Source organism: Streptomyces fungicidicus, from assembly GCF_003665435.1.
In the GTDB taxonomy this organism is placed as follows: Bacteria; Actinomycetota; Actinomycetes; order Streptomycetales; family Streptomycetaceae; genus Streptomyces; species Streptomyces fungicidicus.
Genome location: NZ_CP023407.1, coordinates 5,604,822 through 5,629,940, shown reverse-complemented (window position 1 = coordinate 5,629,940; position 25,119 = coordinate 5,604,822). Strand labels below are relative to the sequence as shown.

Sequence of the window (25,119 nt, the reverse complement as noted above, 5' to 3'; positions counted from 1 at the left end):
CGGGCGCGACCGGCACCGAGCCAATTCATCACCGCGCGTAGTCGAAATATCACAGGATCCGTCGCTGCCCAACGGTGGCGGAGGCGGGAATTCCGGGGTATTGGTGATCCCAACGGTCTCGCCGTCGGCGCCGGATCGGGAAATCCGGAGAACGAATCCCGATGGAAAAGCAAGGGTAAAATCGGCCAGAGTGGCGCTCCTCGGCACGCTCCTACCGGCGCAGGACCAGCATCGCCACGTCGTCGTCGTTGTCGACGGTGAGCTGGCCGGTGAGCAGTGTGTCGCAGAAGTCCTGCAGCGGGCGGCTGACCGCCTCCGAGGCGTGGTGCCGCAGCCGCTCCAGGCCCACGGTGAGATCCTCGTCGCGGCGCTCCACCAGCCCGTCGGTGTACAGCAGCAGGGTGGAGCCGGGCGGCAGCGGTTCCATGGCGCTCGAGTACTCCGGCGCGGGGACGAGCCCGAGCATCGGGGACCGCGCCCCGGTCAGGAAGCGCGCGGAGCCGTCCGCCTCGACGAGCAGCGGCGGCGGGTGACCGGCGACGGAGTAGTGCAGCCGGACGCCGCCGGAGTCCGGGCGTTCCACCCGGGCCAGCACGCAGGTGGCGGTGCACTCCGTATAGAGGGTCTGCACGGCGATGTCCAGCCGGCGCAGGATGGTGCCGGTCGGTTCCTGGCGGTCCAGCGTGAGCCCGCGCAGCATGTTGCGCAGCTGGCTCATGGTGACGGCGGCCGGCAGGTCGTGGCCGGAGACGTCGCCGATGGTGAGGACGGTGGCGCCGTCGCGCAGCACGAACGCGTCGTACCAGTCCCCGCCGACCTCGGCGGCGGCGGTGCTGGGCCGGTAGCGGACGGCGATGTCCAGGCCGGGCGCGTCCGGCGGGTCGGTGAGCAGGCTGTTCTGCAGGGCCAGGGCCACCTGCCGGGTGCGCTGGTACTCCAGGGCGTTGCTGAGGGGGGTGTGGGCGCGTTCCAGGAGTGTCTGCAGCAGGCCGATCTCCGCCTGGCCGAGGGGCGGGCGGGCGCCGCTGGTGGAGACGGCGACCAGGGCGGCGGTGGTGCCGTCGACGACGACGGGCAGCAGCACGACGCTGTTGACGTCCTCGGCCATCCAGGGCTCGCCGTCGAGCGGAGCGAGGTCGGCCGGCGGCTCGCCGGGCGGGAAGACGAAGTGGAGCGGGCTGCGGCGGTCGGCGGCGCGGGCCAGCGGGCTGCCGGGCCGCAGGTGCTCCTCGTGGTGCGGGGGCAGGTCCGGGAGCCCCGGGCGGGTGACCGCGGCGACGCGTTCGGTGGTCAGCGGGGTGCCCGGCAGACGGTGCAGGGCCTGCGGCAGGAGGTGGATGGTGCAGTTGTCGGCGATGTCGGGCACGATCACATCGGCCAGGGCGGCGAGCATCTCGTCCAGCCGCGCGATGCCGGACGTGGCGGTGGCGGCCCGCGCCAGCAGTTCCGTACGGCGGCCCTCCTGCCATTCCCGCTCGATGTCCGTGCAGGTGCCCACCCATTCGATCACCGTGTTCCCGTCGCGCACGGGCGCGGCGTCGACGACGAAGTGCCGGTACCCGCCGGCGGCCAGCCGCAGCCGGTAGGTGTGGATCCAGCGCGGCACCTGTTCGGTCGTCGCCCGCCGCCACGCCTCGACCGAGGCGGCGCGGTCGTCGGGGTGGACGGCGTTCATCCAGCCCTCGCCGCGGAACTCCTCCCAGGTCTGCCCGGTCACGCGTTCCCAGCCGGGGCTCGGCTCGGTGATCCGGCCCTTGGCGTCCGCCACCCACACCATCTGCGTTCCGGCGTTCACCAGGCTGCGGTAGCGCTGCAGCGCGCGGCGGCGCTCCTCGGCCAGCACACGGATCCGTTCCGCGGCGGTCACCTGCGCGGTCACCTCCACGATCACGCCGAGCACTCCCGGCCGGCCGTCGCTCATCGTGGCGCGGGAGATGCTGAACGTGAAGTAGCGCCTGCCCTCGCCCGTGGAGCCGGGGTAGATCAGGTCGAGGGGCACCGCGGTGACCACCTCGGCCGCGCCCGTGGTGAGGACCCGGTCGAAGATGTCGAAGTAGCCGGACTGCGCGAGGTCGGGGAAGGCCTCGCGGATCGTCCGCCCCAGCGGGCGGTCGCCGAAGGTCTCCCGGTAGACGGCGTTGGTGTACGCGAGCCGGTGCTCCGGCCCCTGGGTGAACACGACGCCGATCGGGGCGGGGTCGAACATCTCGAGCCTCATGGGGCCTCCACCTGCCCGTACCCGGGGGTGAACGTGGTGGGCACCCGTGCCCAGTACCCCGCCCCCGGATTCCGACTCGCGTCCGGCGCGTGAGCGGTGGGTCAGCGCGCCGTCTGCGTGTGGACGTACTCCACGAGACGGGTGAGGGCGTCCGGGTCGGTGGAGGGCATCACTCCGTGACCGAGGTTGAAGATGTGGCCCTCCAGGCCCGCGGCGGTGTCCAGGACCTCGCGCGCCTTCGTCTCGACGGCCTCCCGGCCGGCGAACAGCACGGTCGGGTCCAGGTTGCCCTGGAGCGCCTTGCCGGGGCCGACGCGGCGGGCGGCCTCGTCCATCGGGACGCGCCAGTCGACGCCGACGATGTCCGCGCCGGCCTCGCCCATGAGCCCCAGCAGCTCGCCGGTGCCGACGCCGAAGTGGATGCGCGGGACGCCGTGGCCGGCCACCGCGCGGAACACCTTCGCCGAGGCGGGCAGCACCGAACGCCGGTAGTCGGAGGGGGCGAGCGCGCCGGCCCAGGAGTCGAAGAGCTGCACGGCCGAGGCGCCGGCCCGGATCTGGACGTCGAGGAAGGCCGCCGTGATGTCGGCGAGGCGGTCGAGCAGGTCGGCCCAGAGCTCGGGGTCGCCGTACATCATCGCCTTGGCGTTCTCGTACGTACGGGACGGGCCGCCCTCGACGAGGTAACTCGCAAGGGTGAACGGGGCGCCCGCGAAACCGATCAGCGGGGTGGACCCGAGCTCACGGGTCAGCATGCCGATGGCCTCGGTGACGTAGGAGACGTCCTCCGGGGTCAGGTCGCGCAGCCGGGCGAGGTCGGCGCGGGTGCGCACCGGCTGCTCGACGACCGGGCCGATGCCGGGCTTGATGTCGAGGTCGATGCCGATGGCCTTGAGCGGGACGACGATGTCGCTGAAGTAGATCGCCGCGTCGACGTGGTGGCGGCGCACCGGCTGGAGGGTGATCTCGGTGACCAGCTCGGGCCGCATGCAGGAGTCGAGCATCCCGATGCCCTCGCGCACCTTGCGGTACTCCGGCAGTGAGCGCCCGGCCTGCCGCATGAACCACACCGGCGTGTGCGGCACCGGCTCGCGCCGGCACGCCTTGAGGAAGGCTGATTCCCGGACGGCGTCGTTCTTGACGGGGTCGGGGGTCGCGGTAGGCGTCTGGCCCTTCGGGCTCGTGTTGGCACTCACACCGGCCAGTCTCGCACGACCCGTCCGCCGCCCCGGACCCCAGGGGCGTCCGGCGGGCGGGGCCGCGGTGCAGGATCCGGACAGCGCCGGGCGGCGCGGGTGTCCCTCCCTGCGCCGGGGGCCCGTTCCGCTTAATCTTCCCGGCATGGCTGCGGCTCAGGGACGACTGTCGGACGGCGCTGGCGGAATGGACGAACCGAAGGAGGGCGGGGGGGATCCCGGGCACGGAGGTGCGCCTCCGCCGCCCTTCCGGGCCGCTGTCGAGGCGCTGCAGAGCGCCCGGCTGCGGCCGCAGATCGAGGTGGAGACGGTGCCCGCGCCGAAACGGCTCGCCCCGTACGCGCACGCGCTGGAGGCGGCGGTCGTCGACGGCGAGGAGGATCTGGCCGACGGCCGGCTGGTGCTGCTGTGCGACCCGGCCGGACACGACGCCTGGCGGGGGACCTTCCGTCTGGTGACGCTGGTGCGCGCCGAGCTGGAGCCGGAGATGGCGGCGGATCCGCTGCTGCCGGACGTGTGCTGGTCCTGGCTGACCGGCGCGCTGGCGGCGCGCGGCCTGTCGTACGGCGAGCCGAGCGGCACGGTGACGCGGGCGAGTTCGCACTACTTCGGCGGGCTGTCCGCGCGGCCCGCCGCCTCCCAGATCGAGATCCGTGCCTCGTGGACGCCGCGTGAGGGTCTGGGCGGGGTTCCGGACACGGCCGCCCATCTGGTCGCGTGGTCCGATCTGCTGGCGCAGGTCGCGGGGCTGCCGCCGGCCGCTCCGGGGGACGCGTCCGTGGTGACGCTGCCGCAGCGGAGGGGGCCGCAGTCGCGCTGAGCCTCCCGCTGCGGGGTCCCGACGACCGGCCTCCTGCATCTCTCTTTGTCGATACGGCCACTTTCGGAAGCGTTGCGACGCAGACCGAAACCGTTCGATCTTCGAATGATCGATCGTGCGTCCGAATTGCCCGGATTGTTACTCATCACTTCGTGATCATTCGTTAAAGGACACCAGGTTTGCTGCCGAAGACGACTGTGACCTTGAAAGCACGGTTCGTCCCGCCTTCACCCCCACGAGCCGGCCCGTCCCGCACCCCAGGAGGCCTGGTGTCCGTTCTCCTCGAGCAGCCCGCAAGCCTGGTCGCCTACCGCCCGAACAAGCCGACCGCCATGGTGGTCGTGGCCGACCCCCGCGTCCGTTCGACCGTCACCCGCCACCTGTGGGCGCTCGGCGTACGCGACGTCATCGAGGCCTCGTCCGTCGCGGAGGCTCGTCCCCGCATCGGCAACCCCCGCGACATCTGCGTCGCCGAAGTCCATCTGCCGGATGGTTCCGGCCTCACCCTCCTCTCCGAGACCCGCGCCGCGGGCTGGCCCAACGGCCTCGCCCTCTCCGCGGCGGACGACATCGGCGCCGTGCGCAACGCCCTCGCGGGCGGAGTCAAGGGCTACGTCGTCACCGGCACCCGCACCAACCTCGGGCTCCCCACCCGGCCGGGTGCCGCTCCCATCGGCGCCGCCGCCGCGCGCCTGCACCGCCGCCCCCCGGGTGCCCCGAGCCACCCGGGCGGCTACCGCGAGCTGTCCGGCCGCGAGGTGGAGGTGCTGCGGCTGGTGGCGGAAGGCCAGTCGAACAAGGCGATCGGCGTCTCGATGGGCCTGTCCGCACTGACCGTCAAGAGCCACCTGGCCCGGATCGCCCGCAAGCTCGGCACGGGCGACCGCGCCGGCATGGTGGCCGTGGCCCTGCGCACCGGCATCATCCACTGACCCTTCCGTCCCGCCCCCGATCCGCCCGTCCCCGATCCGCCCGCCCACGGCCAAGCGAACACGTTCTTTCACTCTTCTGACCGGAATACGACCCACCGGCGCCCGTCACGGAGCACAACCGTCGACGGGCGCCTTCGCGGCACGGATACCCTTGACAGGTGACCGACGCCCACGACACCGCAGCAGACAGTTCACTGCGCACCACCGGAGGCGCTCCTCCGGACGACGGCGGATCTTCTGTTACGGAGGCGCCGACCCCCTTGCTGGAACCCCGCGAGGGCATTCCGCCCGTGATAGCGGACGAGGCCGCCCTCGCCGAGGCGGTCGCCGCCTTCGCGGCCGGCAGCGGACCCGTCGCCGTGGACGCCGAGCGCGCCTCCGGGTACCGCTACGGCCAGCGCGCCTACCTCGTCCAGCTGCGCCGCGAGGGTGCGGGTACCGCGCTGATCGACCCCGTGGCCTGCCCCGACCTGTCCGCCCTCGGCGAGGCGCTGTCCGGCGTCGAGTGGGTGCTGCACGCCGCCACCCAGGACCTGCCCTGTCTGCGCGAGATAGGCATGGTGCCCTCCCGCCTCTTCGACACCGAGCTGGCCGGCCGCCTTGCCGGGTTCCCCCGCGTCGGGCTCGGCGCGATGGTCGAGAACGTGCTCGGCTTCGTCCTGGAGAAGGGCCACTCCGCCGTCGACTGGTCCACCCGTCCGCTGCCCGAGCCCTGGCTGCGGTACGCCGCCCTCGACGTCGAACTGCTGGTCGATCTGCGGGACGCCCTGGAGAAGGAGCTGGACCGCCAGGGCAAGCTGGACTGGGCCCGGCAGGAGTTCGACGCGATCGCCTCGGCCCCGCCGCCGGAGCCCCGCAAGGACCCCTGGCGCCGCACCTCCGGCATGCACAAGGTGCGCCGGCGCCGCCAGATGGCGGTGGTGCGGGAGCTGTGGGAGACCCGCGACCGGATCGCCCGGCGCCGTGACGTCTCCCCCGGCAAGGTGCTTTCCGACGCGGCGATCGTGGAGGCCGCGCTCGCGCTGCCCGCCAACCTGCACGCCATGGCCGCGCTCAACGGGTTCGGGCAGCGGGTGGGGCGGCGCCAGCTGGAGCAGTGGCAGGCGGCCGTCGACCGCGCGAAGGCGCTGAGCGAGGCCCAGCTGCCGCAGCCCGGCCAGCCGGTGACCGGCCCTCCGCCGCCGCGCGCCTGGGCGGACAAGGACCCCGTTGCCGCGGCCCGGCTGTCGGCGGCCCGCGCGGGGGTCGCCGAACTCGCCGAGCGGCTGAACATGCCGCCGGAGAACCTGATCACCCCGGACACGGTGCGCAGGGTCTGCTGGGAGCCGCCGGGGCCCGACGAGCGGTCCGTCGCCGCGGCGCTGACGGCGCACGGGGCACGCGCGTGGCAGGTCGACCAGGTCACTCCCGTGCTGGTGGCCGCGCTGGCTACTTCGTCGCCCCCCGCATGAACCCGTTGTAGATGAAGCGCTGGAGGAACAGGAAGACGATCAAGGTGGGCAGGATGACCAGGACCGCGCCCGCCGAGATCGTCTCCCAGTGCGCGCCGAAGGGGCCCTTGAAGCGGAACAGGGACGTCGAGATGACCCCCAGGTCCTCGGAGGGCATGTAGAGGAAGGGGATGTAGAAGTCGTTGTAGACGTTGATCCCCTTTACGATCACCACCGTCGCGATCGCCGGCTTGAGCAGCGGGAAGATCACCTTGCGGTAGACGGTGAACGCGTTGGCGCCGTCCAGGCGCGCCGCCTCGTCCAGGGAGACGGGGATGGAGCGGATGAACTGCAGGAAGACGTAGATCGAGACGATGTCCGTGCCCATGTAGAGGGCGATCGGCGCCCACAGGCTGTCGAACATGCCGAAGCTGTTGACGATCTGGAAGGTCGCCACCTGGGTGGTCACCCCGGGGACCAGCGCGGCCAGCAGGAACAGCGCCACGACCAGCTTCTTGAAGCGGAACCGGAAGCGGTCGATCGCGTACGCCGTCATCGAGCCGATCAGGATCGTTCCGCCGACGGCCACGACCAGGATGACGGCCGTGTTCCCGAACGCGGACAGCATCTGGCCGTCCCGGAACGCCGTCACGTAGTTGCCGAAGTTCAGCGGGTCGTCGGGCGGCGTCAGCGCTCCGCTGCCGTTCGCCATCTCCTCGGAGGACTTCAGCGAGGTCAGGAAGACCACGGCGAGCGGCAGCAGCACCACCAGCGTCGCCAGGATCAGGGACGTCAGGACCAGGGCGCGTGCCGCGGTACGGCGGGTCATACGAGGTCCACCTTCTCGTCGGGGACGATGCGCCGCTGCACCCAGGTGACCGCCAGGACGATCAGCAGCAGGACGACGGCGGCGGCCGAGGCGAGTCCCGTCTTGTTGAACTGGAACGCCAGCTTCACGGTCTGGATCACGAAGGTCTCCGTGCCGGTGGCGCCGCCGGTCATGATGTACGGGATCTCGAAGACCGACAGCGAGCCGGAGACCGAGAGGATCACGCTCAGGCTCAGCACGGGTCTGATGCCGGGCGCGATGATGTGCCGGAACTGCTGCCAGCGGTTCGCGCCGTCGATCTCGGCCGCCTCGTACAGCTCGCCCGGGATGGACTGGATCGCGCCGAGGAAGAGGACGAAGTTCAGTCCGAGGTAGCGCCAGACGGAGACGCCGGCCAGCGAGGTGTTCGCGGAGAACGGCGTGCCCAGCCAGGCGTGGTCGGTCTCGACGCCGAGCAGGCCCAGTACGGAGTCGAGGGTGCCGCCGTCCTGGAAGAAGTAGAGGAAGACGAAGCCGATGGCCACCCCGTTGATGAGGTACGGGAAGAACAGCACGCCCTTGAAGAAGTTCCGGAAGCGGACGTCGAAGCTGAGGACCGTGGCGAAGTAGAGGGCGAGCACGATCTGCACCGCGGAGGCGACGAGGTAGTAGCCGCTGACGAAGAAGACCTCGAACAGCTCGGAGCGGGTGAGGAGTTCGGTGTAGTTCCCGGTGCCCGTCCAGTTCAGCTCCGGGCTCACGCCGTCCCAGTCGGTGAAGCTGTACGCGACCATGTTGGCGATCGGCGCGTAGGTGAAGGTCAGGAGCAGGGCCAGCGGTGCGGCCAGGAACAGCCACGGGGTGAGGCGGCGCGACAGCCGGGTGCGGCGCGGGGCCGGCGCCGCGCGGCCCGGCCCGGCGGGCGCGGCCGGGGGAACCGGCCGCGCCGCCTTGCGGGTGGTGTCCGTCATCAGGCCCCCAGCGCGCTGCGCGCCTCGGCCCAGCGCTCGCCGAGGCCGCCGAGGTAGTCGTCCAGGCCGCCCTTGCGGGCGCCGCGGGCGAGGTCGACGAGTTCCTGGCGGTAGTCGGGCTTGTAGATGCCGACCTCGGAGCGGTTGTCGAGGGACTTCACCTCGGCGCCCTTGCTGTCCTCGAGGTCCAGGAGCTTCACGCCGGCCTTCTCGTAGGGCTCGAGGACGGCGGGCAGCGGGGCGTCCTTCAGGGGGGATAGGGCGAGGTTGGCCTCGGCGTAGCCGGACTTGTCGGTGAACCAGTCGATCCAGGCGCGGGCGGCCTCCTTGTTGTCGGAGTTGACGTTGACCGCCTGCTGGTAGTCCGGGGAGGTCACCGCGCAGAACGTGCCGTCCCGCTGTGCGGGGAAGGGCATGAAGCCGATGTCGGCGGGGTCGGCGCCGGCCTGCTTCGCCGCGTCCCGCATCTGCACGACGGCCCAGGAGCCCAGCCACATGGTGGCGATCTCGCCCTTGGCCAGCTTGGGCTTGGAGCCCTCCCAGTTGGTGGTGGTCGGGTCCTTCTCGGCGAGTCCGCCGCGCACGATGTCGTGGAGCAGGGTGTCGCCCACGCGCAGGTCGGCCCCCTCGGCCCACGGGTCGCCCTCGGCGAGCTTCGTGGTGGCGTGCGGGTCGCAGCCGACGGAGCCGTTGACGTTGGTCCACTGGGTCAGCGGCCACATGTCCTTGAAGTTGGTGTAGTACGGCACCGCGTCGGTCTTCGACCGGATCGCCTTCAGGTCGTCCAGGAACTCGGCGGGGGTGGTGGGCCAGTCGGTGACGCCGGCCTCGCTCCACACCCGCTTGTTGTAGATGAACCCGGGGACGACGCCGACGGGGCTCTGCCCGTAGACCTTGCCGTCGACGGTGGAGTAGTCGGTGAACCGGTACTTGGCGGCGCGTTCGGCCTTGGTGCCCAGGGAGGCGAAGAACTTCGGGTAGTCCTTCTTCTCGACGACCGCCGGGATCATGAGGACGTCGCCGTAGTTCTCCGTGTTCATACGGATCTTGACCTCGCCCTCGTAGTCGGTGAGGCCGTCGAACTCCACCTTCACCCCGGGATAGGTCTCGTTGAACTCGGCGGCGTACTTCTTCATCGTCCCGTCCTGCACCAGATCGGTCCGGTGGGTGAGGACCGTGAGGGACCCCTTGACCTTTGACGGGTCGTCGGGAGCCTTGGCGTCCGCGCCCTTCGAGGAACCCCCCGTGCCCGTGCAGGCGGAGGCCAGGAGGGCGAGCAGGGCGAGCGATCCGGTGAGTGTCGTACGGCGGTTCAGATGCATCACGGCTCCGTTCACGGGACGGACGAGCACGAGTGGGATGGCTGATTCGGCACTCTGGCAGCCCTGAACTGAACCGGTAAAGTCGCAATCGCGCCAACGATGCCAGACCACTCTTCAGAGAAGGCTCAACCGGTTTAGGGAGTGTGCATGCGTCAGGTCACACCGCTCACCGAGGGATGGATCCTGCGACACCCGGACGGCACGGGGGACGCCCTCCCCGCCTCGGTGCCGGGGTGTGTGCACACCGATCTGCTGGCGGCCGGGCTGATCCCCGATCCGTTCCTCGGCCGCAACGAGACCGAGGTGGCCTGGGTGGGCCGGCGGGAGTGGACGTACGAGACGGAGCTGACCGCCGGGACGGGCCCGCACGAGCAGACGGACCTCGTCTTCGACGGTCTCGACACCGTCGCCGAGATCCTGCTCGACGGCCGGCCACTGGGCCGGACGCGGAACATGCACCGCTCGTACCGCTTCGACGTGACGGGACTGAGCGGCCGGCTCACGGTGCGGTTCGCCTCCGCGTACGCCGAGGCGGAGGCGGTGCGCGGCAGGCTGGGCGAGCGCCCCGGAGCGTACGCCGAGCCGTACCAGTACCTGCGGAAGATGGCCTGCTCGTTCGGCTGGGACTGGGGGCCGACGCTGGTGACGGCCGGGATCTGGCGGCCGGTGCGGCTGGAGCGCTGGTCGACGGCGCGGATCGCCCGGGTGCGCCCGCTGGTCACCGTCGAGGACGGGGTGGGGCAGATCGAGCTGGCGGTCGACGTGGAGCGCTCCCGGGTCGAGGCACCGCTCACCCTGGAGGCGAGCGCCGGGGGCGTGCGCGCCCGGGCGCGGGTCGATGGGACGGCCGGGACCGTGCGGCTCCGGGTGCCGGACGTCCGCCTGTGGTGGCCGCGCGGATACGGCGAACAGCCGCTGTACGACGTCGAGCTGACGTTGTCCCACGGTGACGAGGCGCTGGACGCCTGGCGGCGCAGGACCGGGTTCCGGACGGTTGAGCTGGACACCTCGGCCGACGCGCACGGCACCGGGTTCACCCTGGTCGTCAACGGTGAGCGGCTGTTCGCGCGGGGCGTCAACTGGATCCCGGACGACGTGTTCCCGTCCCGGATCACCCGGGAGCGCTACCGGCACCGGCTGGAGCAGGCGGCCGGCGCGGGGGTGGACCTGGTCCGGGTCTGGGGCGGCGGGATCTACGAGGACGAGGACTTCTACGACGCCTGCGACGAGTTGGGGCTGCTGGTCTGGCAGGACTTCCCGTTCGCGTGCGCCGCCTACCCCGAGGAGCAGCCGCTGCGCGGGGAGGTGGAGGCGGAGGCCCGGGAGAACGTCGTACGGCTGATGCCGCACCCCTCCCTGGTGCTGTGGAACGGCAACAACGAGAACCTGTGGGGGTTCCGGGACTGGGACTGGGAGCAGGGGCTCGCCGGGGACTCCTGGGGCGAGGGCTACTACCTCGGCGTCCTGCCGCGGGTGGTCGCGGAGCTGGACCCGACGCGGCCGTACACGGCGGGCAGTCCCTGGTCCGGTTCCTGGCGGCACCACCCCAACGATCCGGCGCACGGCACCCACCACTCCTGGGAGGTGTGGAACCGCGCCGACTACGCCGACTACCGGCGCGACGTCCCGCGCTTCGTGGCCGAGTTCGGCTGGCAGGCGCCTCCCGCGCACGCCACGCTGCGGCGGGCGCTGCCCGGGGAGGACCCCGCGCCGGACTCCCCCGGCATGCTGCACCACCAGAAGGCGGAGGACGGCAACGGCAAGCTGGAGCGCGGCCTCGCCCGCCACTTCGCCGTGCCGGAGGGCGACTTCGACCGCTGGCACTATCTGACGCAGGTCAACCAGGCGCGTGCGGTGGCGGCCGGTGTCGAGCACTGGCGCTCGCACTGGCCGGTGTGCGCGGGCACGGTGGTCTGGCAGCTCAACGACTGCTGGCCGGTGACGTCGTGGGCCGCGATCGACGGGGACGGGCGGGAGAAGCCGCTCTACCACGAGCTGCGCCGGCTGTACGCGGACCGGCTGCTGACCGTGCGCGCGGACGGTGACGGTCTGGTGGTGGCGGCGGTCAACCAGTCCGCGGAGGACTGGCGGGGAACGCTGCGGCTGCGCCGGATGTCCGTCGACGGCGCCCCGATCGCGGAGGCGGCCCCGGCGCTGGACGCCGGGGGGCGGACGGTGGCCGTGGTCGAGGTCCCGGTCGAACTGCTGCCGGACGGCCCCGGGGAGTTCCTGGTCGCCGACGCGGACGGGGTGCGGGCGTGGCACTTCCCGGCGCCGGACCGGGAGATCCCCTACCCCCCGCCGGAGTTCGAGGTCGCCCTCGCGCCGGACGGGATCACGGTCACGGCCCGCACCCTCGTACGGGACCTGCTGCTCCAGGCCGACCGGCTGGACCCCGGGGCGCGGGCCGACCGGGGGCTGGTGACCCTGCTCCCCGGGGAACAGGTGACCATCGGGGTGCGGGGGTGGAAGACTCCGGACCCGGACACCGCCCGTTCCGCCCTGTACTGCGTGGAGCCCACTCGATGACGGCAACGCCGACCCCTCGCGTCACCATCAGGGACGTCGCCGCGCGCGCCGGCGTGTCCAAGGGCGCCGTGTCCCTCGCCTTCAACCGGAAGCCCGGGCTGTCGGAGGCGACCCGGGACCGCATCTTCCGGGCGGCGCGGGAGCTGGGGTGGGCGCCGAGCCGAACCGCGCGCACGCTGGCCGGGTCGCGGGTGGACGTGGTGGGTCTCGCGGTCTGCCGGCCCGCCCGGCTGCTCGGCCTGGAGCCGTTCTACATGGAGTTCATCTCCGGGGTGGAGAGCGTCCTGGTGGAGCGGTCCTGCTCGCTGCTGCTGCGGCTGGTGCGCAGCCCGGAGGAGGAGGTCGGGCTGATGGAGTCGTGGTGGCGCGGGCGGCAGATCGGCGGCTCGATCCTGGTGGACTTCCGGGCCGGCGACCCCCGTCCGGCGGTGGCGGAGCGGCTCGGGCTGCCGGCGGTGGCCGTCGGGCACCCGGCGCTGACGGGCGGGCTCACCTCCGTGTGGACGGACGACGCCACGGCCGTGACGGAGGCCGTGCGGTATCTGGCGGCGCTCGGGCACCGGCGGATCGCCCGGGTGGGCGGCGCGGCGGCGCTCGGGCACACCTCGATCCGCACGGCGGCGTTCGACGAGGCGGTCCGGGCGCTGGAGCCGCCCGCGCGGGCGTGGCAGACGGCCACGGACTTCTCGGGGGACGCGGGGGCGCGGGCGACGCGTTCGCTGCTGGCGGCCGCGCCGGGGGAACGGCCCACGGCGATCGTGTACGACAACGACATCATGGCGGTGGCGGGGCTGTCGGTGGCGGCGGAGATGGGGCTGCGGGTGCCGGACGACGTGTCGCTGCTGGCGTGGGACGACTCGCAGCTGTGCCGGCTGACGCATCCGACGCTGTCCGCGATGAGTCACGATGTGCACGGGTTCGGGGCGGAGGTGGCGCGCACGCTGTTCGGCGTCATCACCGGGGAGGAGCAGCCGGGGTCGCACCCGGTACCGACCCCGGTCCTGACCCCGCGAGGCTCCACGGCTCCACCGTGAGGGGTTCCCGCTCCTCAAACGCCGGAGGGGCTGATTCCAGCCCCTCCGGCGTTTGGCGGGCGCCGCCGTACGTGTGATGTTCGCCGCTCGGGGGGCCGGGACTGGGCAGTCACGTTACTCATAAGTAGCATGGCGTAAGCAAGCGCTCAGCGTCCCGCACCCTGGAGGAGAGCCATCGTGCCTCGTACCGTCAGGGACGTCGTCTTCGTCGACGGCGTCCGTACCCCGTTCGGCAAGGCGGGCCCGAAGGGCATCTACCACGAGACCCGCGCCGACGACCTGGTCGTGAAGGCGATCCGGGAGCTGCTGCGCCGCAACCCCGGTCTCGACCCGAAGAAGATCGACGAGGTCGCCGTCGCCGCGACCACGCAGATCGGCGACCAGGGCCTGACCATCGGCCGCACGGCCGGCATCCTCGCGGGCCTGCCCACCTCGGTCCCGGGCTACTCCATCGACCGCATGTGCGCCGGCGCCCTGACCGCCGTCACCACGGTCGCCGGCTCCGTCGCCTTCGGCGCGTACGACGTCGCCATCGCGGGCGGCGTCGAGCACATGGGCCGCCACCCGATGGGCGAGGGCGTCGACCCCAACCCGCGCTTCGTCTCCGAGAAGCTGGTCGACGAGTCCGCCCTGTTCATGGGCATGACCGCGGAGAACCTGCACGACCGCTACCCCTCGATCACCAAGCAGCGCGCCGACGAGTACGCCGTGCGCTCCCAGGAGAAGGCCGCCAAGGCCTACGCCAACGGCAAGATCCAGGCCGACCTGGTCCCGGTCTCGGTGCGCCGCACCAACGAGGAGGCCGGTGAGACCGGCTGGGGCCTGGTCACCGCCGACGAGCCGATGCGCCCGGGCACCACCCTGGAGAACCTGGCCGGCCTGAAGACCCCCTTCCGCGTCCACGGCCGGGTCACCGCCGGCAACGCGGCCGGTCTGAACGACGGCGCCACCGCCTCGGTCATCGCGAGCGAGGACTTCGCCCGCGAGAACGGCCTCCCGGTCAAGATGCGCCTGGTCTCCTACTCCTTCGCCGGCGTGGAGCCCGAGGTCATGGGCTACGGCCCGATCCCGGCCACGGAGAAGGCCCTCGCCCAGGCGGGGCTGTCCATCTCCGACATCGGTCTGTTCGAGATCAACGAGGCCTTCGCCGTCCAGGTGCTGGCCTTCCTGGAGCACTACGGCATCGCCGACGACGACGCGCGCGTCAACCAGTACGGCGGCGCCATCGCGTTCGGCCACCCGCTGGCCTCCTCCGGCGTCCGTCTGATGACGCAGCTGGCCCGCCAGTTCGAGGAGCAGCCGCAGGTCCGTTACGGCCTCACCACCATGTGCGTCGGCTTCGGCATGGGCGCGACGGTCATCTGGGAGAACCCGCACTTCGAGGGGGACAAGTGAGCACCACCGCAGAGCTTCTGAAGGGTGCGGCCGAGCTGTTCCCCGGCGAGGTCGTCACCAGCGCGCACGTGCGCCACTTCGACCTCCCCCTGGGCGCCGGGCGCTTCGCGCTCATCACCCTGGACAACGGCCACGACCACACCAAGCCGACCACGCTCGGCCCGCAGTCGCTGGCGAACATCGACGCCGCGATCGACCGGGTCGAGAAGGAGGCCGCGGACGGCGAGATCGTCGGCGTCGGCGTCACCGGCAAGCCGTTCATCTTCGCCGTCGGCGCCGACCTCAAGGGCGTCGAGCTGCTGAAGCGGCACGAGGACGCGCTGGCCATCGGCAAGGGCGGCCACGACGTCTTCAAGCGGCTGTCGACGCTGGCCGTGCCGACCTTCGCGTACTACAACGGCGCGGCGATGGGCGGTGGCGTCGAGGTCGGTCTGCACTGCACCTACCGCACGGTGTCGGCCGCCCTCCCGGCGTTCTCGCTCCCCGAGGTCTTCCTCGGTCTCGTCCCCGGCTGGGGCGGCTGCACGCTGCTGCCGAACCTGATCGGCGCCGAGAAGGCCGTCTCGGTCATCATCGAGAACAGCCTCAACCAGAACAAGCAGCTCAAGGGCGCGCAGGTCTTCGAACTCGGCATCGCGGACGCGATCTTCGAGGGCGCGGACTTCCTGGAGCAGTCGCTGATCTGGACCGCGGCCGTCCTCAAGGACGAGATCCGGATCGAGCGCCCGGTGATCGACCGCGGCGAGGCCTGGGACCAGGCCGTCGCCAAGGGCCGCTTCATCGCCGACTCCAAGGTGCACGGCGCCGCCCCGGCCGCCTACCGCGCCCTGGACATCATCGCCGCCGCCAAGAACGGCGACCTCCAGCAGGGCTACGACGCCGAGGACCAGGCGCTCGCCGACCTGATCATGGGCGGTGAACTGCGCTCCGGCATCTACGCGTTCAACCTGGTGCAGAAGCGCGGCAAGCGGCCGGCCGGCGCCCCGGACAAGTCGCTGGCCCGCCCGGTCACCAAGGTGGGCGTGGTCGGCGCCGGTCTGATGGCCTCCCAGCTCGCGCTGCTGTTCCTGCGCCGCCTCGAGGTGCCGGTCGTGCTGACCGACATCGACCAGGCGCGCATCGACAAGGGTGTGGGCTACGTCCACGCCGAGATCGACAAGCTGCTCGGCAAGGGCCGGATCAACCAGGACAAGGCCAACCGCCTCAAGGCCCTGGTCACCGGTGTGCTGGACAAGGCCGAGGGCTTCGCGGACGCCGACTTCGTGATCGAGGCCGTCTTCGAGGAGATGGGCGTCAAGCAGCAGGTGTTCGCGGAGGTCGAGGCGGTCGCCCCGGCGCACGCGATCCTCGCCACCAACACCTCCTCGCTCTCCGTCTCCGAGATGGCGTCGAAGCTGAAGCACCCCGAGCGGGTCGTCGGCTTCCACTTCTTCAACCCGGTCGCGATCCTGCCGCTCCTGGAGATCGTCCGCGGCGAGCGGACCGACGACGCGGCGCTGGCCACGGCGTTCGGTGTCGCCAAGAAGCTGAAGAAGACCGCGGTCCTGGTCAAGGACGCCCCGGCGTTCGTCGTGAACCGCATCCTGACCCGCTTCATGGGCGAGATCCAGAACGTCATCGACGAGGGCACCCCGGTCGAGGTCGCGGAGAAGGCCGTCGAGCCGCTCGGCCTGCCGATGTCCCCGCTGGTGCTGCTGGAGCTGGTCGGCCCCGCGATCGGTCTGCACGTGTCCGAGACCCTCAACAGGGCGTTCCCGGAGCGCTTCACGGTCTCCCCGAACCTCAGGGCGGTCGTCGAGGCCGGCAAGCGTGGCTTCTACCTCTACGACAGCGGCAAGCCCGAGCTGGACCCGGAGGTCGCCGCGCTCCTGAAGCAGGGCGACACCGTCCTCACCGAGGAGCAGGTCCGCGCCCGCGTCCTGGACGCGGTGGCCCAGGAGATCGGGCTCATGCTCGACGAGGGCGTCGTCGCCGAGGCCCAGGACATCGACCTGTGCCTGATCACCGGCGCCGGCTGGCCCTTCCACCTGGGCGGCATCACGCCGTACCTGGACCGCGAGGGCGTCTCCGAGCGGGTGAACGGGAAGCGGTTCCTGGAGCCGGGCACGGCGAGCGTGCCCGCCTAGTCCCCGTAGACCGCGGAAGGGCTCCTGGAGATCGCCGGCGATCTCCAGGAGCCCTTCCGCGCGTGGCGACCGGTCAGTAGGCGAACGGCGAGGCGCCCGCCGTGGCGTGCATGACGTCGAAGGGCACCGGCGCCACGGGCGACTCGGATCCCGCGGCGTCCACGGCGAACACCTCCACGGTGTGCATGCCCGCCTGCCAGGGCCAGCCGGAGTCCCAGGCCCACGTTCCGTCGGCCGCGACCCGGCTCGTGCCAAGGAGGGTGCCCCCCGCCCTGAATCCCACCTGGGCGGCGCCCGGGGCGAAGCCGCTGAAGCGCACGGCCGTGCCGGTGATCTGCTCGTACGCCCCCGGCGTGTGGACCGTCGGCGCCGGCAGCGGCTGCCCGGGCGCCAGGGGCGCGGCGGCCGGTGCCCCGGGCGCGGCGGCGTTCGCGCCGGCGACCGTGGTGAACGGGACCACGGTGCCCTTGGTGCGGCGCTTCTCCGCGTCCCAGCCGACGGCCTTGACCAGATGGTCGCCCTTGCTCCACGGCTTGTCCCGCTTCCAGGACCAGGTGCCGTCCGGCGCCACCGACGGCGAACCCAGGAACTTGCCGTGCTCCCACAGGCTCACCCGCACCGCGCCGGGGGCCGTCCCTGTGAAGTACACGCCGTCCGTGGGCAGTTCCATGTGCGGAAGCGGATGCGTCACCACGGGCATCGGGATGGCGCTGGGCCGCTCCGCCGAAGTGGCCGCCAGGAAGCCCTCGATGGCGGACCTGTCGCGGTCCGGCTCCTCGTACCCGTTGCGCACCAGGCCCAGCCGCGGGGACATCCCGTCGGCGAGCATGTTCACGAGGCCCATCAGGAAGGGGACGTTGCGCCGGGTGACGTCCGAGTGACGGGTGATGTGGGGGGACTCGCTGAACACGAAGTTGAAGTTGTCGTACCCCTGGAACAGTCCGAGGAAAGGCTCGACCTGCTCCTGGTACTGCTCGTCCTGCGGCGAGGAGAGCAGATAGATGTTGGAGTGCCGGGCGACGCCCGAACGGGCCAGGTCCGGGATGAGCGCGTCGACCGCGCGGACGTTCTCCTCCGGCACCGCCTCGCCCAGCATGAACCGGGCAACCTTGGGGTGCACCCGCTTCACATAGGTGCCGACGAGGAACTGCGGCACGATGGAGACGATGTTGCCGAAGCCGTAGCGCATGCCGAAGTAGAGCGCGGCGCTGCCGCCCTTCGAGCCGCCCCACATCGTGACCTGCTCCGGGGTGAGTTCCAGGGCGTTCATCACCTTGGAGATGAGCCCGATCACGGACTGCTCCAGGGAGAAGTCCATCCCCTCGCACAGGTAGTAGCTGTTCATGTCGCGGAACCGGTCACGGATCCACAGGATGTTGGCCCGCACCGGGTTGAGGACGCCGTTGGACCAGCCGTAGTCGTCCTTGACCGCGAAGTTGGCGAACACGACGACGAGGTGCCGGTTGCCCCCCTTGGCGTGCGTGAACCGGTACTCGACGGGATACGCGCCGGAGGTGTCGATCCCGGTGATCAGCTCGCGTGTTGTCGGCGCTTCTTTCGGCATGTCTGCTTCCCACTCGTGGTGTGTCGTCGTCCTGGGCCGTCGGTCAGTACCGCGGCGTGAAGTGTCCGGCGGGCACCGCGTGGCCGAGCACGGTGAAGCCGGCGGCGGCGGGCGCGGACTCCATGCCGTACGCGTCGACCGCGACGATCTCGACCAGGTGCTGCCCCTCGGGCCAGGGCCGGCCGGGGTCCCAGCCCCAGGTGCCGTCGGGCGCGACGGCCACCGCGCCGAGGAGCACGCCGTTCTCCCGGAAGCCGACCTGTGACGCTCCCGGCGCGCTGCCGTGGAACCCGACCGCCGCTCCGGTCTGCTGCCCGGACACCGGTGCGGAGACGACCGGCGGGGCAGGGACGGGATCCCGGTCGACCACGGTGAAGGGGATCTCGACCCGGGCGGAGTGGAAGCCCGCCGGGTCCACCGCGAAGATCTTGACGATGTGCTTCCCGGCCTCCCACGGCCCGGTCGGCTGCCAGGACCAGGTGCCGTCGGCCGCGACCTGGGGCGACGCCACGAACTTGCCGTTGCGCCACATGCTCACCCGCACCGCTCCGTGGGCCGTCCCGGTGAACCACGGTCCGGTGCGCGGGACCTCGCTGTTGAAGCCCGGGGTGGTCACCACCGGCGGCGCGAACGCGTCGGCGCCCTGGACCTTGGAGGTCGAGGCGAGGTAGGCGTTGATGTCCGACCGGTCGTGGTCGAAGTCCTCGGCGGCGTGGCGGGTGAAGCCCAGCCGGGGGGCGTAGCCGTCGGCGAGCAGGTTGAGCAGGCCGACCAGCGCCGGGACGTTCCGCCGGGTCGCCGTGGCGTGCCCCGTGATGGTCGGCGACTCGCTGTACAGGAAATTGAAGTTCTCGTAGCCGTGGAACATGCCGAGGAACGGCTCGACCTGCACGGCGTAATGCTCGTCCTGCGGGGAGGAGAGCACGTAGATGTTGGCGCCCGGGTTGGCCTTGGCGCGCACCAGGTCGGGCAGGAGCGCGTCCAGGATCCGCGCGTTGTGCGCCTGCGCCCCTTCGCCGAGCATGTACGCGGAGACCTTCGGGTGCCGCTTCTCCAGGGCGTCGCCGATGAGGAACTGCGGGACGATGGCGACGATGTTCCGGTAGCCGTACCGCAGGCCGAAGTACAGCGCGGCGCTGCCGCCCTTGGAGCCGCCCCAGAGCGTGACTTGGTCCGGCGTCAGCCCGAGCGCCCCGGTGACGTTCGCGATCAGGGTCTGCACCGAGTCCGCCAGACCGAAGTCCATGTTCCGGCACAGGTAGTAGGCGTTCATCCCGTCGAACCGGTCACGGATCCACAGGATGTTGGCACGGACGTTGTCGAAGACGCCGTTCGACCAGCCGTAGTCCTCGGGTGCCGAGAAGTTGGCGAAGACCACCACGAGGTGCCGGTTGCCGCTCTTGGCGTGGGTGAACCGGTACTCCACCGGGAACGTTCCCGAGGCTTCGATGCCGTTGAGCAGCTGCCGCCCGTTCGAGGGTGCCTTGGACATGTACGGACTCCACTCTCAGAGGTACTTGGACGACGGGCGGGTGCGCGGGCAGGGGGAGGACACCTGCCGGAAGGCGCCTGGCGCCGGGTGGTTTTGGCTGGTCAGCGGCGGATCGGTCATGATGGCCGGGTGCTCAGGAACCGAACCCGGTCGCCCCGCCCGCGCGGACGGCGCCTGCTCGCCGCCGTCACGGCGGCCGCCGCCCTCGCGGGGCTCGCCGCCGTGGTGACCCACGAGCGGAGCGGCAATGGAGCGGACCGCTCCGCCACCGGGGACCGGACACTGACCGTGGCGACCTGGAACATGTGCGGGGTCAGGGAATGGAACTGCGAGGGCACGGGCGGCGAGGACGCCAAGCGCGGCCGGACGGAACGCCTCGCCGCGGAATCCGGGGCCCGGGTGCTGTTCCTGCAGGAGACCTGCGCGGCGGACGTCGAGGCGGTGCGCGCCTCCCTCGGGGCGTCGTGGCACGCGGAGTTCAGGGCCTACACCTGGCGCGGCCGTGACGGGCGCCGCACCGCGGTGCGCTGCGGGGCGCCCGGCCGGGGCTCCGCGGGCTACGCCCTGCTGTCGGCGTATCCGCTGTCGTCCGTGCGCGCGGTGCCCGCGCCCCAGCCCGCGGTCGGGGTGCAGCGCGGAATACTCTGCGCGTTCGTCGCGGCGCACGACCTCACGGTGTGCACCGCGCATCTGACCCCGCGCGGCGGCGATCTGGCGCATCCGGACCGCGAGTTCCGCGCCGGACAGCTGAAGGCCCTGGTGGACGCGGTGCCCGAGCGGCGCACCGTCTACGGCGGCGACCTCAACGTGGATCCGCCGGGAGAGCGCAACCCGCTCTCCCGGGTCTGGCCCGACCAGCCTTACGGCACGCACCGGGAGTGCGACGGGACGCCCGGTCCCCTCCGGCCGGCCCGGCCGACGCACGTCTCGCACCACAAGCTGGACTACCTCTTCACCGGGCTGCCCGTGCTCGGGTGCCGGGTGAGCGACACCGGGGTCTCCGACCACCGCGCGCTGCTGATCCGGGTGGACACCGGCACCGGCTGAGGACGCGCCCGGGCGGCCGCCGGACGACGGACCGGCAGCGGCGGCCGGCGCCCGCGTGGCGAACGGCACGGCGGTCATCGGGGGCCGGGGCCTTCCGGCACCGCGCGGCACGCCGGGGACCTCGCGCCGGGCGGGGTCGGCGGCGTCACGCGATCACGCCTTCGTAGCTGCGGTCGCCGGCGGGCGGGGTATGGCCGAACGGACCCGCCTGGTGCTGCGGTACGGCGTCGTACGCCGGGGCGGGCTGGGCGGGCACGGCGTCGACGAGACCCGCCGGCGGGCGGGGGCCGGCGAACCACTCCGAGTTCCCCCACTGGAGGGGGGTCATCGGCCTTCCGGTGTGCCGGGTGTCGACCGCGCCGACGGCCGGCGCGTGCGCCTGCCCGGGGGCGAGGTCGCCGCCCGCGACCAGCATCCGGTCGGCGAGCCGGGCCGCGGCGTAACCGTCGTCCAGGTCGCAGAACTCCCGCTGGAACCAGCGGTACCGCTCGGCGTAGAGGTCCTGGATGGCGTCGATGTCACGGATCGCCGCCACCAGTTCCTCGGACGTGTAGAGGAGGGGGCCCGGCGCGCTGCCCTCGAAGTCGAAGTAGAACCCGCGCAGGGTGTCCCGGTAGTGGTCCAGGTCGTAGGTGAAGAACAGGATGGGCCGCCCGGTGTTCACGTAGTCGAACATCAGGGAGGAGTAGTCGGTGATCATCACGTCGGTGATCAGCGAGAGGTCGGCCATGTCCGGGTAGTCGGACACGTCGAAGACGAATCCGTCGCCGGCGCCCGGCACCGGGTCCACGACGTTGGGGTGGCGGCGCACCATGAGGACGTGGTCGGGGCCGAGCTGCGCACGCGCGGCGGCCAGGTCGATCCGGAAGTCCAGCTTGTACTTGCCGGGCGCGTAGAACTGGTCGTCGCGCCAGGTCGGCGCGTACAGCACCACCCGCTTGCCCTCCGGCAGCCCGATGCTGCGGCGGATCTCCTGCTCCCGGGCCCCGGTGTCCGGCCGGCGCAGGATGTCGTTGCGCGGGTAGCCGCTCTCCACCATCTCGCCGGGGAAGCCGAAGGCGCGCTTGAGGATCGGGGTGGAGAAGCTGTTGGGCGACACCAGCATGTCCCAGTTCTGCACCTCCTTCTCGACGCGTTCCAGATAGCGCTGGTCGGCGAAGTGGATGGACTCGATGTCGTGGCCGATCTTCTTCAGCGGCGTGCCGTGCCAGGTCTGCACGACGACCTGTCCGTCCCGCTTCTTGAACCAGTCCGGGAGGTGGTTGTTGGCGACGACGTAGCGGCTGGTGGCGAGGGCCTCGTACCACTCCGGCGACCACATGCGGACGGGCGTCGCCGTGGGCGGCACCTGCACCTGGTCGTCGCGCACCACCCAGAGGTGTTCCAGGCCGGTGCGGCGGCGCACGAGTTCCTCGTGCAGGGCGCGGGGGCTGTCCGAGTACTGGGTGCCCTTGAAGGCGTCGAACAGCACGGCGTCACGCACCGGCCGGCGCCGGGCGTCGGGGTAGGCCTTGGTCCTCAGGAGCTTCTGCCGGTAGGGGCCGCGGGCGTGGTCGGGCATCGCCGAGTGGACGAGCAGCGACAGCCGGTCGTAGGCCTCGGCCTGCGTCTCGTAGCGGCGTTCGTTTCTCTCGTACTCCTGCGGGAACGCCTCGATGAGATCCTGCTCGATCTTCACCATGAGGTCTTCGAGCCGGTCCTCGCGGGCCACGGCCGACAGGTCCTGGCGGCGCAGGAAGAAGTCCCACCGTCCGGCCGCCAGCGGGATGTCCCCGGCCAGGGTCCGCATCGCGGCGGGGGCCAGGACGCAGCGGAACTCGTGCCCGTCCCAGGTGAGCGGTACGGAGCGTTCCGCGCCGTGGGCGCGCGAGCGCACCACGAGGTGGGCGGAGCGGTACTGCTCCGGGGTCAGCTGGTCCGCGGCCAGGTAACGGCCCTGGATCCACAGCGAGCCGTCCTCCTGCCAGTCGCACCGGGTCGCCAGGGGCAGGGTCGCTCGTTCGAAGAGCACGAGATAGCCGGAGCCGTTGCGGTGCACGACGATCTCCCGGTCGCGCTCCGGGGTCTGCAGGGAGGACGGCATGGAGTAGTGCCCGTCCGGGGTCTCCTCCGCCATCACGGGATAGATGGCCGACTTGCGGCCCTCGACGTGGAAGGTGGTCTTCCAGCCGTTGCTGCCCATGCCCCAGGACTGCGGGACGTCCGCGTCGGTTCCCGCCTGGACGCGGGACTTGGGCACCAGACGGCTCAGGGGGAGCTTGGCGGAGAAGGTGCACCAGCCCTCACCGCCCGGGGTGAAGTGGACGCGTGCGTCGTGGCGTCCCGCGCCGCTCATGCTGGTGACGCGGAGCTTGCCCCACTCCGGGACCTTGGGGCCGAGGTAGACGCCGCGCAGCTCCAGCTGGTCGCCGACGACACGGTGCTTGGTGATCCGGCAGCGCACGATCTCGACGCGCAGCTTGAGTTTGCCCTGGAGGAAGACCGGGAGGATGCGGGTGTTCTTGTCGACGTAGCGGTAGGGCGGGTTGGCGGCGCTGCCCGCGCCGCCCCGGTCGATGCCCCGGTAGCGGAACAGTCCCCGGCTGAGGACACCGGCGGCCACGTCCCAGGTGCCCTCGACCCACTGGCCCTTGCGCTTGAGGCGGGTGGTGTCGATGCGCGCCTCGAAGCCGGCCCAGTCATAGCAGTAACGATTCTGCTTACTGTCCTCGGTCGCCTGCGGCGCGTAGACGGTCTTCGCCGTCGTGATCTGCATGCGCCCCTGCTTCTTGTTCCGCAGGGCGATCGCCTTCACCGACATGTGCTTCTTGTGCACGTTGATGAAGCGGACGTACGCCGTTCCGGTGAGGGTGAGCAGGTCGGAGCCGGTGCTCCAGCGGGCTCCGGACAGCGAGCCGTGCAGCGAGAGCTCCTTGTCCAGCCGGTAGGCCTTCTTGTCGAGGCCCACCCCCCGGTCCCCGAGGTACGGGTAGTTCAGGTAGCGCCGGAAACGCCGCTGCACGGGCATGGGACCGCCGCGGCGCTCGAACTCGATGACCTCGAGCAGTTCGGCCAGCCGCTCCTCGCGCACCAGGAGCCACTTGACGCGGGAGTCCGCGGGCAGCTCGTCGATGATGGTGAGATCCGTCTCGTCGAGGAACTCGTTGGCCCACTTCATGAAGGCGTGCTGGTACTCCTCGTCCGCGTCCGGGAGCACCTTCAGATGGAGCAGGAGGTCGGACTTCAGGCAGGCGAGATCGTACTTCCGCTTGCTGTCCGCGTACTCACGCGAGCGCCGGTCGCCGAGGAAGCGGCTCACCGACTGCACGGCCGCGACCCGGTCCCGGAGGTTCGACAGTTCGGAGTGGCGCTGGGTGATGGAGGGCGCCGCTCCGCCGTCCCGGCGGCGCCAGAAATAGACGACGTCCGTGATGACGTCGACCTTGGCGGCGCGGAAGTGGGCGTACATGTTGACCCACGAGTCCTCGTACAGCACGCCTTCGGGGAACCTGATGGAGTTCTGGTTCCAGAAGGAGCGCCGGAAGAGTTTGTTCCAGACGGTGCGGTCGTAGATCAGCGCGTCGAACTTCGTGATGTGCGTCCCGCGCCGGTTCTTCTGCATGGGGCCCTTGTGCAGCGGTGACTGCCACTTCTTGGTGGAGTTCATCATCTGCACGTTGCCCGAGACGAAGTCCGACTCGGACTCCTCGAGCGTGCGCACCAGGAGTTCGTAGGCGTACTCGGGGATGACGTCGTCACCGTCCACGAAGGCGAGGAACTCCGCCGCGGGGTGCGTGTTCCGCAGTCCGGTGTTGCGCGCGTGGCCCGGTCCGTGGGCGTGCTGGCGGACCAGCCGGAAACGGCGGTCGGCGGCGCAGAAGTCCGCCGCGATCCGCACGGACCCGTCGGTGGAGCCGTCGTCGACCAGGATGACCTCGAAGTCGCGGAACGACTGCCGCGCGATCGATTCCAGACACTCGGCGAGGTACACCTCGACGTCCTGGAAGGGCACGACAATACTCAGACGCGGCTGAACCACCAACTCGTACTCCTACCAAGACATTTCGCCCGCCGGGACACCAAATCGTCCACACCGGACGCCCACCCCTTATGTGAGGCTTCGCGGCTTCCGGCCGCTCCGCCCCACCAGCACCTCCGACCTCGTGAAAGCCCCCCTCCACGACGGTCACAGGCCCGACACATCTTATTCCAGCCTTAAGAGTGGTCAAGGTCGGTTCATGTGGCATTCATCGCTG

General features: G+C 71.3%; 16 protein-coding genes. 8 read left to right on the top strand and 8 right to left on the bottom strand.

Going from position 1 to position 25,119, the window contains the following annotated elements:
- Nucleotides 1-211: 211 nt before the first annotated feature.
- Both CNQ36_RS25645 and hemE read right to left on the bottom strand, forming a co-directional pair.
- Nucleotides 212-2,218: a SpoIIE family protein phosphatase gene (locus tag CNQ36_RS25645; protein ID WP_163013367.1), complete on the bottom strand. Its 2,007-nt coding sequence runs from the start codon at nt 2,216-2,218 to the stop codon at nt 212-214.
- Between the two features lie 101 nt (nt 2,219-2,319).
- Complete coding sequence (hemE, locus tag CNQ36_RS25640; protein WP_004923656.1) at nt 2,320-3,414, bottom strand: uroporphyrinogen decarboxylase; 1,095 nt, start codon at nt 3,412-3,414, stop codon at nt 2,320-2,322.
- 145 nt (nt 3,415-3,559) lie between these two features.
- On the opposite strand from hemE, the gene CNQ36_RS25635 reads away from it, so the two are divergent.
- The 3 genes from CNQ36_RS25635 to CNQ36_RS25625 all read left to right on the top strand — a co-directional run bounded on the left by CNQ36_RS25635 (nt 3,560) and on the right by CNQ36_RS25625 (nt 6,617).
- Nucleotides 3,560-4,234, top strand: a complete 675-nt coding sequence (locus tag CNQ36_RS25635) for a DUF3000 domain-containing protein (RefSeq protein WP_121547696.1) — start codon at nt 3,560-3,562, stop codon at nt 4,232-4,234.
- Between the two features lie 269 nt (nt 4,235-4,503).
- Complete coding sequence (locus CNQ36_RS25630; protein ID WP_004923664.1) at nt 4,504-5,166, top strand: helix-turn-helix transcriptional regulator; 663 nt, start codon at nt 4,504-4,506, stop codon at nt 5,164-5,166.
- A gap of 158 nt (nt 5,167-5,324) precedes the next feature.
- Entirely contained in the window at nt 5,325-6,617 is a 1,293-nt protein-coding gene (locus CNQ36_RS25625; RefSeq protein ID WP_121547695.1) for a ribonuclease D, read from the top strand.
- Here CNQ36_RS25625 and CNQ36_RS25620 read toward each other — a convergent pair.
- The 3 genes from CNQ36_RS25620 to CNQ36_RS25610 are packed head-to-tail and all read right to left on the bottom strand — an operon-like array spanning nt 6,595 to nt 9,697.
- Nucleotides 6,595-7,425: a carbohydrate ABC transporter permease gene (locus CNQ36_RS25620; RefSeq protein ID WP_121547694.1), complete on the bottom strand. Its 831-nt coding sequence runs from the start codon at nt 7,423-7,425 to the stop codon at nt 6,595-6,597. The two genes, CNQ36_RS25625 and CNQ36_RS25620, sit on opposite strands and share 23 nt — an antisense overlap.
- A complete protein-coding gene (locus tag CNQ36_RS25615; protein WP_121547693.1) occupies nt 7,422-8,375 on the bottom strand; it encodes a carbohydrate ABC transporter permease in 954 nt (317 codons plus the stop codon). Before CNQ36_RS25615 ends, CNQ36_RS25620 begins: the two co-directional genes overlap by 4 nt.
- Nucleotides 8,375-9,697 (bottom strand): ABC transporter substrate-binding protein, encoded by a 1,323-nt coding sequence (locus tag CNQ36_RS25610; RefSeq protein ID WP_121547692.1) that lies wholly within the window; start codon nt 9,695-9,697, stop codon nt 8,375-8,377. The genes CNQ36_RS25615 and CNQ36_RS25610 overlap by 1 nt, the downstream gene beginning before the upstream one ends.
- A gap of 147 nt (nt 9,698-9,844) precedes the next feature.
- Here CNQ36_RS25610 and CNQ36_RS25605 point away from each other — a divergent pair, with 147 nt between their 5' ends.
- The 4 genes from CNQ36_RS25605 (at nt 9,845) to CNQ36_RS25590 (ending at nt 16,781) form a co-directional block, all read left to right on the top strand.
- Nucleotides 9,845-12,226, top strand: a complete 2,382-nt coding sequence (locus CNQ36_RS25605; protein ID WP_121547691.1) for a glycoside hydrolase family 2 protein — start codon at nt 9,845-9,847, stop codon at nt 12,224-12,226.
- The gene (locus tag CNQ36_RS25600; protein ID WP_121547690.1) at nt 12,223-13,260 is read left to right on the top strand and encodes a LacI family DNA-binding transcriptional regulator; all 1,038 of its coding nucleotides are present in this window, start codon (nt 12,223-12,225) and stop codon (nt 13,258-13,260) included. The genes CNQ36_RS25605 and CNQ36_RS25600 overlap by 4 nt, the downstream gene beginning before the upstream one ends.
- A 177-nt stretch (nt 13,261-13,437) precedes the next feature.
- Entirely contained in the window at nt 13,438-14,655 is a 1,218-nt protein-coding gene (locus tag CNQ36_RS25595) for a thiolase family protein (protein WP_004923684.1), read from the top strand.
- Nucleotides 14,652-16,781, top strand: a complete 2,130-nt coding sequence (locus CNQ36_RS25590) for a 3-hydroxyacyl-CoA dehydrogenase NAD-binding domain-containing protein (protein WP_121547689.1) — start codon at nt 14,652-14,654, stop codon at nt 16,779-16,781. The genes CNQ36_RS25595 and CNQ36_RS25590 overlap by 4 nt, the downstream gene beginning before the upstream one ends.
- Before the next feature lie 73 nt (nt 16,782-16,854).
- On the opposite strand, the gene CNQ36_RS25585 is transcribed toward CNQ36_RS25590, so the two are convergent.
- Nucleotides 16,855-18,345 (bottom strand): hypothetical protein, encoded by a 1,491-nt coding sequence (locus tag CNQ36_RS25585; RefSeq protein ID WP_121547688.1) that lies wholly within the window; start codon nt 18,343-18,345, stop codon nt 16,855-16,857.
- Between the two features lie 43 nt (nt 18,346-18,388).
- Nucleotides 18,389-19,837 (bottom strand): hypothetical protein, encoded by a 1,449-nt coding sequence (locus tag CNQ36_RS25580; protein WP_121547687.1) that lies wholly within the window; start codon nt 19,835-19,837, stop codon nt 18,389-18,391.
- Nucleotides 19,838-19,966: 129 nt separating this feature from the next.
- Between CNQ36_RS25580 and CNQ36_RS25575 the strand changes: the two genes are divergently transcribed.
- Entirely contained in the window at nt 19,967-20,884 is a 918-nt protein-coding gene (locus CNQ36_RS25575; RefSeq protein WP_163013366.1) for an endonuclease/exonuclease/phosphatase family protein, read from the top strand.
- Between the two features lie 145 nt (nt 20,885-21,029).
- Here CNQ36_RS25575 and CNQ36_RS25570 read toward each other — a convergent pair whose 3' ends face one another.
- A complete protein-coding gene (locus CNQ36_RS25570) occupies nt 21,030-24,902 on the bottom strand; it encodes a bifunctional glycosyltransferase/CDP-glycerol:glycerophosphate glycerophosphotransferase (RefSeq protein ID WP_228313078.1) in 3,873 nt (1,290 codons plus the stop codon).
- Nucleotides 24,903-25,119 lie beyond the last annotated feature (217 nt).